The following is a 271-nucleotide window of genomic DNA, read 5'->3' as shown; positions in this document are numbered from 1 at the left end:
CCACAATCTTAATAAATGACGTTTGCGTTCGGGTTCTTCATAGTCTTCGTATACAGTACGGGAATGAAGAACAGTATAATTATTAACAAATTGCATATCACCCGGTTCCATCATCATATCAATATGCATGTTTTCATCATATAAGAGGGAATCTATTAAGTCATATGCTTCAGTTTCAACTTTTGACAAATATCTACCTGTTTTCGCTTGTGCTGATTCTACATATCCGCGGTTATATCTGCAGCTTAATTTATCTTCGTAATAACTAAAG

Annotated in this window: 1 protein-coding gene; it reads right to left on the bottom strand. The window is 34.3% G+C overall.

Annotated elements, in window-relative coordinates:
* A partial coding sequence (locus SB773_RS31860; RefSeq protein WP_410594328.1) for a TauD/TfdA family dioxygenase occupies positions 1-271 on the bottom strand: 271 nt, incomplete at both ends.

It is taken from the genome of Bacillus sp. SIMBA_074, from assembly GCF_046534555.1.
GTDB classification, from domain to species: domain Bacteria; phylum Bacillota; class Bacilli; order Bacillales; family Bacillaceae_G; genus Bacillus_A; species Bacillus_A mycoides.
The sequence above is the reverse complement of the archived record's forward strand: the minus strand, read 5'-3'. Positions and strand labels throughout refer to the sequence as shown.